Source organism: Lewinella sp., from assembly GCF_050633125.1.
Classification (GTDB): Bacteria; Bacteroidota; Bacteroidia; order Chitinophagales; family Saprospiraceae; genus Lewinella.
On the sequence record NZ_JBOEFX010000017.1, the window covers coordinates 1 to 3,086 of the forward strand.

The following is a 3,086-nucleotide window of genomic DNA, read 5'->3' on the forward strand; positions in this document are numbered from 1 at the left end:
TCAATCTCCTTGCGTACAACTCGGGCTACTGCGCCGTGCCGGAGCTTGCGCAGGCATGGACGTAGTAGCAAAGTTGGGCGAACTCAGAATTTACTCAGCAATCCATTGATTTCACGTAATACCTGATTATGATTTTGATGGCAATCTAAGTTAAGAGTCGTCTTTTCTAAAATATCCTTCGCCATTGATGCATATGTTCTCCAACTTGGATCGTTACGTTTTTTCAAGATTATAGCTAAAGCATAATAGCTAAAGGGGAATTTGGGCACGACTTTTATAGCTTCAGTTAATGCAGAAATAGCTTTATCAGTGAGAAAAAAGTGAAGCTTCCCACTTCTGGCTTCTATAGCTTGTGCCATTAACTCTATAAGTGGTGAAGTAATTTTAATTCCTTCCCCTCCAGTCATAGGGGGACGTCCGAAAACATCAAGTTCTGCAACTTGAGCATATTCTGAGATAGCATCAATTTTATTATGTAAACTTTGTATCTCATTATCTTTCTTATCGATTCGTCTATTGATTTCCTCTAGGACTGTGACTTCAACGATTCCTAATTTATCGATAAAAGCTAAATCATTGAGAGTGTTTCTTACTACCCTTTCGAATTCTATTGGATCCCCAAGAGTTTCGAGTGTAAGTTTCAATGTAGGAACATATTTCTTTGAAAACAAAGAACCACCTTCAATTGAAATGAATTCAAGTCGAAGAAATGCATCTTTTTTCAAAGGCGATGTAATTACATTAGCAAAAAGAAGGTAATCAACTTTGACTGATTCGAGAATAGCTTTGTATTCTCCTCCAAGGTCTTCAATTATGTTCTCTTCTATTTTTAATTGATTAAATATGGATCCTAATCTTGACCTATCAACTATGAAAGGAGGATTATCAATATTTGAAATTGCACTTTCCAATCCCTGTATAAATATTTCTTCATTTTCTATGGTTTGATTGTTCTCTTCAAACTTAACGCACAATACTCCAACTTGTGATAGTAAACTATTCATAAAAAAATAAAATACAAGTAGAGTCAGAAACTTATTCATCATAATTTCAAAATTAGTATTTTATTGACATTAGACACATGACAAAATCGTTAAACTAGAGTCCTGCTCTTTAATCACTCCACTCAATATACAGGAATCTAGTTCCGATGAGATCAAAGTTATTTTATACTCAGTAATGTCAGAAGTAATTTTAATCCTAATATTCTTTGAATTAGAATCAACTATATTCAAGCCATTACTTAGGTAAACATCCTTAATGTTAGAATATTTTCCATCTAAATAAATTGATATATCGACACCATCTGCTTCACGATATGTTGTTCTAGAATCAGATGTTGGTATTTTTTTCTGTTCTCTGTTCGAAGGAGTAGCTTTATCTCTTAAAGTGCTTGTATTACCCGGTTCAAGGTACACAGATTCATAGAATGATTTAACTCTGTTTATAATTTGCTCCTCTAACACTATTCTTAATGAATCATTTTTATATGTTAAACTATTCATCAGACTTATACTACCACATATATCAGTCACATAAGAATTCCACCTCATAACAAACTGAGAATCAATTTTTATCGATTCCTGTGATTCATCAAAAGAATATGTATGAATCTCATATTTGAATTCAGGTGAAAACTTGAAGTTGAGTTTTTTTTCTAATTCGAGTAAGATATCTGCATCCAAACCAATCAATCGATCCTCTCCTTTTACTTTTTTCGTTTCGATTTCTCCCCAGCTTAACAATTCGTAGGGACAAACATCTTCGTTATTAGGCTTAGAGCAAGTAATTAAAATGCCCCCTATCATAAGTAGAAAAAATATATTCTTCATATTACGGTTATGGTTACACGGCAAATTACATATAAAAAATTTATTATTACTTGCATTTTACCTATCCAATAAACTTAAAGCAAAGCCATTGTTTACGCGTAGCGTTTCGCCCAACTCAGGCCTAGGCGACGTGCGTAGCGCAGCGAAGCATGTACGTCCTAGGCAAAGATGGGCGCGTGCACTATTTTACTCACCTAATTTTATTAGTAAGCTCTTTTTCATACGCTGAGACAACCAAAATCCGTGATTCTCAAGTTTATTGAGTACTTCTTTACCTGAAGGGATTATGCCTTTCTGCTTAGCTTTAACGATTAGTCCTAATGTTCCAATAACCTTTAGACCTAATCGTTTGGCTACTTTTCGTCCTTTCCTCTCATCTAATATAATTCTACTTCCCGGATTCTTAAGTGCCAAAGCAATGGCACTAGCTTCTCCCATATCCAATTCTAACTTCAGTATTTCTAATTCTCTGGCTTCATAATCCTTACTAACTTTAATCCAAGACGGTAATTCTGCTTGAATTTCTTCTCTTACTATATCTGTCACTACGACTTGGCTAAATAAACCATGCAAAATTCTTAGCTCACCTATATCTTCAAGAGCAATAAGGCAGCTTGCATCAGAAATTACTAACTCCATTTATATCTCATCTAATTCTTCCTCTAATTCATCAATATCATAGCCAAATACGGATACCTCATACTTTCCTAACATTTCTATAAATGCTCGTTTGGATAGTCCGACCATCTCCGCGCCTTGCCCTGAAGATATGAGACCTGATTCGAATAGTTTCGAAGCAAGTAGCATACTAAGCTCAAACTCACTTATCTGCAAGCCGTCCGGAAGTTTTATATTGACACTCATTTGTCCTTTTCTTTGTAGAATCTTATAAAGATAGGCAAAGATTCCTTTATCAAGCGCAGAAAAATTATCTACATCATTAATAACGTTGAGGGAGGCTAGTTCGTTCCATAAGCGATCTAAATACAGGCTAAGTCGATTTGATACTCCAATGAAAAAGTTAACCTTATCCATCATTTAGCGACGATAAAAGAGAAAGTACTCGAACAAAACTAATTGCACAACTAGCTGCAAAGCACTATTCAAAACCAATATATTTGTATTCGATGAGTAGGCGAAGAATACCCGAGCTGTTCCCGCCAATCCTATTCTGTGGCGAGCTTGTCGAGCACCGCATCAAGTAAGAATTTCAAATAATGATTCTTATTTTAACGTGAGGTTGGGGCTATTGGA

At 35.2% G+C, this 3,086-nt stretch carries 4 protein-coding genes; all 4 read right to left on the reverse strand.

Annotated elements, in window-relative coordinates; all coding sequences use genetic code 11:
• Positions 1-83 precede the first annotated feature (83 nt).
• The 4 genes from ACRBG0_RS03940 to ACRBG0_RS03955 all read right to left on the reverse strand — a co-directional run bounded on the left by ACRBG0_RS03940 (position 84) and on the right by ACRBG0_RS03955 (position 2,870).
• Complete coding sequence (locus ACRBG0_RS03940) at positions 84-1,046, reverse strand: hypothetical protein (RefSeq protein WP_431485607.1); 963 nt, start codon at positions 1,044-1,046, stop codon at positions 84-86.
• Positions 1,047-1,073: 27 nt separating this feature from the next.
• Positions 1,074-1,832, reverse strand: coding sequence for a hypothetical protein (locus tag ACRBG0_RS03945; protein WP_431485608.1), 759 nt, complete (start codon positions 1,830-1,832; stop codon positions 1,074-1,076).
• A 186-nt stretch (positions 1,833-2,018) separates the two neighbouring features.
• Positions 2,019-2,471: a DUF3368 domain-containing protein gene (locus ACRBG0_RS03950; protein WP_431485609.1), complete on the reverse strand. Its 453-nt coding sequence runs from the start codon at positions 2,469-2,471 to the stop codon at positions 2,019-2,021.
• Positions 2,472-2,870, reverse strand: coding sequence for a UPF0175 family protein (locus tag ACRBG0_RS03955; RefSeq protein ID WP_431485610.1), 399 nt, complete (start codon positions 2,868-2,870; stop codon positions 2,472-2,474).
• Between the last annotated feature and the right edge of the window lie 216 nt (positions 2,871-3,086).

Coding starts and splice junctions, on each gene's coding strand:
- ACRBG0_RS03940 (WP_431485607.1), bottom strand. CDS start 1,046: ATGATGAATAAGTTTCTGACTCTACTTGTATTTTATTTTTTTATGAAT.
- ACRBG0_RS03945 (WP_431485608.1), bottom strand. CDS start 1,832: ATGAAGAATATATTTTTTCTACTTATGATAGGGGGCATTTTAATTACT.
- ACRBG0_RS03950 (WP_431485609.1), bottom strand. CDS start 2,471: ATGGAGTTAGTAATTTCTGATGCAAGCTGCCTTATTGCTCTTGAAGAT.
- ACRBG0_RS03955 (WP_431485610.1), bottom strand. CDS start 2,870: ATGATGGATAAGGTTAACTTTTTCATTGGAGTATCAAATCGACTTAGC.